This window comes from Flavicella sediminum, from assembly GCF_006381105.1.
Classification (GTDB): Bacteria; Bacteroidota; Bacteroidia; order Flavobacteriales; family Flavobacteriaceae; genus Flavicella; species Flavicella sediminum.
The window spans coordinates 1-301 of record NZ_VDET01000062.1; the positions used below are offsets into that span (position 1 = coordinate 1).

1 protein-coding gene is annotated in these 301 nt (G+C 29.9%); it reads right to left on the minus strand.

Features of this window, described 5'->3' with window-relative positions; all coding sequences use genetic code 11:
* Positions 1 to 133 precede the first annotated feature (133 nt).
* The coding region (locus FGM02_RS18285; RefSeq protein WP_394344450.1) for an IS3 family transposase at positions 134 to 301 on the minus strand (168 nt) is incomplete at its 5' end.

Consider the following 301-nt stretch of genomic DNA (forward strand, 5'->3'; position numbering starts at 1 on the left):
AAATATATCGGCTTTCCAATTTGTTAAGGTATTTACTTTTTACCAAATTACCGATTTTGTAGTATTTTAATGAGGAAGTGTACTGGTTTGACCCCTATAAAACAAGAGTAATCTTTTAAATTTCGATTATTAGTTACGCTGTTAACTTTTTCATTAAAATCAAGTGTTTATCAGAGTTCCATTTTTCCATAGGAGTAATACGTCCTAAGAGCCCATGTAGTCTTTGATTATTGTAAAACTTTACATATCGTTTTAGTATCTGTTCTATCTCTCCAAAATGACGATACTCAAATCTGGTAAA